This window comes from Paenibacillus sp. OT2-17 (genome assembly GCF_009827695.1).
GTDB classification, from domain to species: domain Bacteria; phylum Bacillota; class Bacilli; order Paenibacillales; family Paenibacillaceae; genus Paenibacillus; species Paenibacillus polymyxa_B.
Genome location: NZ_WUDQ01000238.1, coordinates 1 through 5,355 on the forward strand (window position 1 = coordinate 1; position 5,355 = coordinate 5,355).

The 5,355-nt window shown below is 53.8% G+C and carries 1 protein-coding gene; it reads left to right on the top strand.

Annotation, left to right across the window (positions count from 1 at the left end; translation table 11 throughout):
• Window positions 1-5,355 (top strand): non-ribosomal peptide synthetase (locus GRP75_RS18430; RefSeq protein ID WP_272917216.1); only part of this gene is annotated, 5,355 nt, incomplete at both ends.

The following is a 5,355-nucleotide window of genomic DNA, read 5'->3' on the forward strand; positions in this document are numbered from 1 at the left end:
GTGTTCCGTCACAAAGATAGCGACCTTTCCTTCCAGGATGTACGCGGCATGCGGGAAGCGGAGCAACAGGCGTATATCCAGGCGTTTAAGCTGGAGGACCAAGCTAGAGGCTTTAATCTCGGTACCGATGCACTCATGCGTGTACAGGTATTGCAGACCCATGAAGAAACGTATCATTTGGTATGGAGCTTCCATCACATTGTCATGGATGGCTGGTGCTTATCGCTCGTTACGGGTGAAGTGTTTGGTACGTACTTTGCGCTGCTGGAGCAGAAGCAGCCGGAGCTCGCTCCTATCACACCGTATGGCCAATATATCGAATGGCTGGGACGTCAGGATGAACGTGCGGCAAAAGAATACTGGAGCAGCTATTTGGCGGGCTTTGAACAGCAAACGTTGTTGCCGGGTGCAGATGCTTTATGGAAGGAGCCAACGCCGGACAGCAAGGAAAAAGAAAAGGAACATGTTCCATCCACTACAACAAGCGACACCAGCAAATATATCTCTGAAAAAATAACGGTAGATCTGGATCCAACATGGAGCGAAGCCATACACCGGATTGCGAAGCAGCAGCAGGTCACGATTAATACGCTGATGCAGAGCGTGTGGGGCCTTATTTTGCAGAAATATAACAACAATGAGGATGTTATTTTCGGTAGTGTCGTATCTGGACGTCCAACAGATATTGCCGGCGTAGAGCATATGATCGGTTTGTTCATTAATACGATCCCGGTGCGGATTCAAAGTGAACGGAATGCCACTTTTGTGGAAGTGATGCGGAAAACGCAGGAACAGGCACTGACCTCGGGAACCTATGACAGCTTCCCTCTGTATGAGATTCAGGCGCTGACGGAGCAGAAGCAAAATCTAATTAACCACATTATGGTATTTGAGAATTATCCGGTAGAGGAGCAAGTTGAGCAGCTTGGCGAAGTTCGTCCGTCTGCTTTTGAAATTACGAATGTAGAGGTTGTCGAGCAAACGAATTATGATCTGGACTTGATTGTGATGCCCGATGAGCTTTTCCGCATCATGTTCAGATATAACGCCAATGTATACGATCGGTCTACGATAGAGCGGATGCAGGGACATGTACTGCATGTCATCGAGCAAATTATCGACAATCCGCATATCCGAGTAAATGAGCTGGAATTGGTGACACTGGAAGAGCAGGCGCAGATCGTTCAGATGTGGGGAGATACGGCGGCAGCCTATCCGCAGGATCAAACGCTAAGTGCACTGTTCGAGCAGCAGGTAGCGAACACACCGGAGCAGGTGGCGGTGTTGTGCGGAGCGGAGTCGTTGACCTACGCGGAGCTGAATGAGCGAGCCAACCGTCTCGCACGCACCTTGCGTGCGGAAGGTGTTGAACCGGATCAGCCTGTAGGCATACTGGTTCACCGTTCGCTGGACATGATCGTAGGCATCTACGCGATCCTCAAAGCAGGCGGAGCCTACGTGCCCATCGATCCAGACTATCCAGCGGATCGTATCCGCTTTATGCTGGAGGACTCGGAAGCGAAGTTGGTACTGACGCAATCGCATCTGGCGGAGCAAGCATCACTGAGTTTCGACGGCAAGGTGCTGTTGCTGGATCGCGAGGACATTTACCACGAAGATGGCTCGAATTTGGAGCCACTGGCCGGACCGCACCATGTAGCCTATGTCATCTATACCTCTGGATCCACGGGGAAACCGAAGGGCGTGATGGTGGAGCACCATTCCGTTTTGAACCGGATTTTGTGGATGCATGATCGTTATGGCTTGAGTGCGGAAGATACGATTCTGCAAAAGACGGCCATCACGTTCGACGTGTCGGTGTGGGAGCTGTTCTGGTGGTCGCTGGTCGGCTCGAAGGTGAGCTTGCTGTCGGTCGGCGGGGAAAAGAACCCGGAAGACATCGTCGACACGATTGCTCGCGATGGCGTGAGTACGATGCACTTTGTACCTGCCATGCTGCATGCGTTCCTGGAATATGTGGAGCAGCAGCCACGGGAAGTGATACAGGCGAAGCTGGGAACGCTGCGCCACGTTTTTGCCAGTGGCGAAGCATTACCGCCACAGCATGTCGCACGGTTCCAACAGCTTGTGTCGAGCCTGGGCGGAGCAAAGCTAATCAACCTGTATGGGCCAACCGAAGCGACGGTGGACGTATCGTACTTTGATTGTGAACCGGATGAGGAATATGGAGTTATTCCGATCGGAAAACCGATTCAAAACATTCGTCTGTACATCGTGAAGGAAGGCACGGAGCAATTGCAGCCGATCGGGGTTGCGGGTGAGCTGTGCATTGGCGGTGTCGGCGTAGCCCGAGGTTATCTGAACCGTCCAGAACTGACGGCCGAGAAATTTGTGAAAGATCCGTTTGCTGGCGGGGAAGCAGGCTATGAGCGGATGTACCGCACAGGCGATTTGGCGAGATGGATGCCGGACGGCAACATTGAATATCTGGGCCGGATCGACCATCAGGTGAAAATCCGGGGTTACCGGATTGAGCTGGGCGAGGTCGAATCGCAGCTGCTCCAAGTGGAATCGGTACGAGAAGCCGTGGTCATGGCGCGTGCAGACGAAACGGGCCAAAAACAAATGGTGGCGTACTATGTCGCGGGGCAAGAAATGGGTGCCAGCGAGCTGAGAAGTGAGCTGGGCCGGGAACTGCCAAGCTACATGGTGCCATCGTACTTTGTACAGCTGGAGCAGATGCCGCTGAGTCCAAATGGCAAAATCGACCGCAAGGCCCTGCCAGCACCGGAAGGCAGCCTGCAAAGCGGAGCGGATTATGTAGCACCGCGGACATGGGTGGAAGTGAAGCTGGCGCAAATTTGGCAGGATGTGCTGGGTCTGGCGCAGGTCGGTGTGAAGGAAAACTTCTTCGAGATTGGCGGACACTCGCTGAGGGCGACGACGCTGGCCTCGAAAATTCACAAGGAGCTGAACAAGCCGCTTCCACTGCGCAGTATTTTTGAAGCGCCAACGATTGAACAACTGGCAGCGGTCATGGAAGGTCTGGACCAAGTGGCGTATGCGTCCATTCCGGTGACGGAAGAACGCAGCTCCTACCCGCTTTCCTCGGCGCAAAAACGACTGTATGTGCTGCATCAGTTCGACCCGAATGATGTGAACTACAACATGCCGTCAGTGCTGCAAGTGAGTGGTCCGCTGGACGTGAAGCGAGTGGAGGACGTGTTCCGTCAATTAATCGCCCGCCATGCGACCTTGCGTACCCGCTTTGCACTGGTGGACAGTGAGCCGGTGCAATGGATTGAGGACACCGTGCCGTTCGAGGTGGAATATACGAAGGTACAGGTAGAGGGTGCGACTGCGGACACGATGGTCAGCAAGGAAGCACAAGAACGTGTGCAACAGTTTGTACGTCCGTTCGATCTGCAAGTCGCTCCGCTGCTGCGGGTAGGCTTGGTAGATTTGGGTGTACAAGAAACCGAGCAGGAACCGCAGCATTTGCTCATGCTCGATATGCACCATATCGTCTCGGATGGTGTGTCCATGGGAGTACTGACCGATGAATTTGTCCGCTTATACGACGGTGAAGAGCTTTCGCCAATGCGTATCCAGTACAAGGATTATGCGGTATGGCAGCAAAGCGAAGCCCATCAAGAGTGGATGCAACGTCAGGAAGCGTACTGGCTCGACACCTTCCGGGGTGAACTGCCTGTGCTGGATCTACCTACGGACTTTGCCCGTCCGGCGGTACGAAGTACCGCAGGCGATACGGTGGTGTTTGGACTGGAACGTGAAGTCAGCGAACGGCTGAAAGAACTGGCGGCGCACACAGGCTCGACGCTGTATATGGTGCTGCTGGCTGCGTACACCGCGCTCTTACACCAATACAGCGGGCAAGAAGATATTGTGGTCGGCACACCGATTGCCGGACGACCGCATGCAGATTTGGAACCGATCCTCGGGATGTTCGTCGGTACGTTGGCATTGCGAAACTATCCGACAGCGGAACATACCTTCCGCAGCTACGTGGAAGAAGTGAAAGTTTGTGCTCTGCAAGCCTATGAACATCAGGACTACCCATTCGAGGAACTGGTGGAAAAGCTAAATGTTAAGCGGGATATGAGCCGCCATCCGCTGTTTGATACGATGTTTACCCTGCAAACCACCGAGGAAGGCGAGTTGCAGCTGGCAGATCTGAGCTTCCGTCCATACGGCTTGGAACAAACGCCAGCGAAGTTTGATTTGACGCTGGAAGCCAGAGAGGAAGAGGCAGGTATCCAGTTCGGATTGCAGTATGCAACTGCGTTGTACGAGCGCGAAACGGTAGAACGGATGACGCGTCACTTTGTTCGCTTGGCCGAAGCCGTCGCGGCGAACCCGGATGCGAAATTGGGTGAGCTGGAGTTGATTACGGCAGAAGAAACCGAGCAGATTCTGAAGGTGTTCAATGATCCGAATGCGCACAGCCTGCTTGGAGCATTACAAGGCCGTTCGCTCAGCGAACGCTTTGAAGAGCAAGCGAAGCGCAACCCTGAGCGAATAGCAGTTGTGTCTGGGGCTACCGCGCTGACCTACACTGAGCTGAATGAGCGTGCGAACCAATTGGCTCGTGTGTTACGAGCGGAAGGGGTCGAAGCAGATCAACCGGTAGGGGTATTGCTGGAACGTTCTGCGGATATTCTGGTGAGCATTCTGGGGGTACTTAAGGCCGGAGGCGCATATGTACCGATGGATACGGTGTATCCACAGGAGCGCATCGACTACATGCTCCAAGACAGTGGGGCCAAGGTCGTGATTACAAGCAGAGTCGCCAATCTGTCGCTCAGCTTGCCATCCACAGTTCGAGCTGTAGTCTTGGATGACGAGGACGTTCAAGCTCAGTTGGGAGCACAGGATGCGGGCAATCTAATCCCTGTCGCCGGCCCGCACAACCTGGCCTATATGATTTACACGTCAGGTACCACCGGTCAGCCGAAAGGGGTCATGATCGAGCAGGGCAGTGTTAGCAATCTGGTAGATGCTTTATTGGAACGAGTATACAGCCGTTATGAACAGTCGCTTCATGTCGCATGGCTGTCGGCATTTGTATTTGACGCTTCAGTGAAGCAAATCTTTGCCAGCTTGCTGTTAGGCCACACCCTGCATGTGGTGTCCCGTGACGTCAGTCTGAGCGGAGAGCATTTGATCGCCTACTACCGCACGCACCGGATTGATCTGTCGGACGGCACACCTGCACATCTGCATATTTTGAACGAAAGCGTCAGTGTGACGGAAGCGCCGGAAGTGAAGCATTACCTGATCGGTGGCGAAGCATTATCCGTGCAGCTGGTAAATGTGTTCCTGCACAAGTGGTCCGAGTATCGTCCGGTCATGACAAACGTGTACGGTCCGACC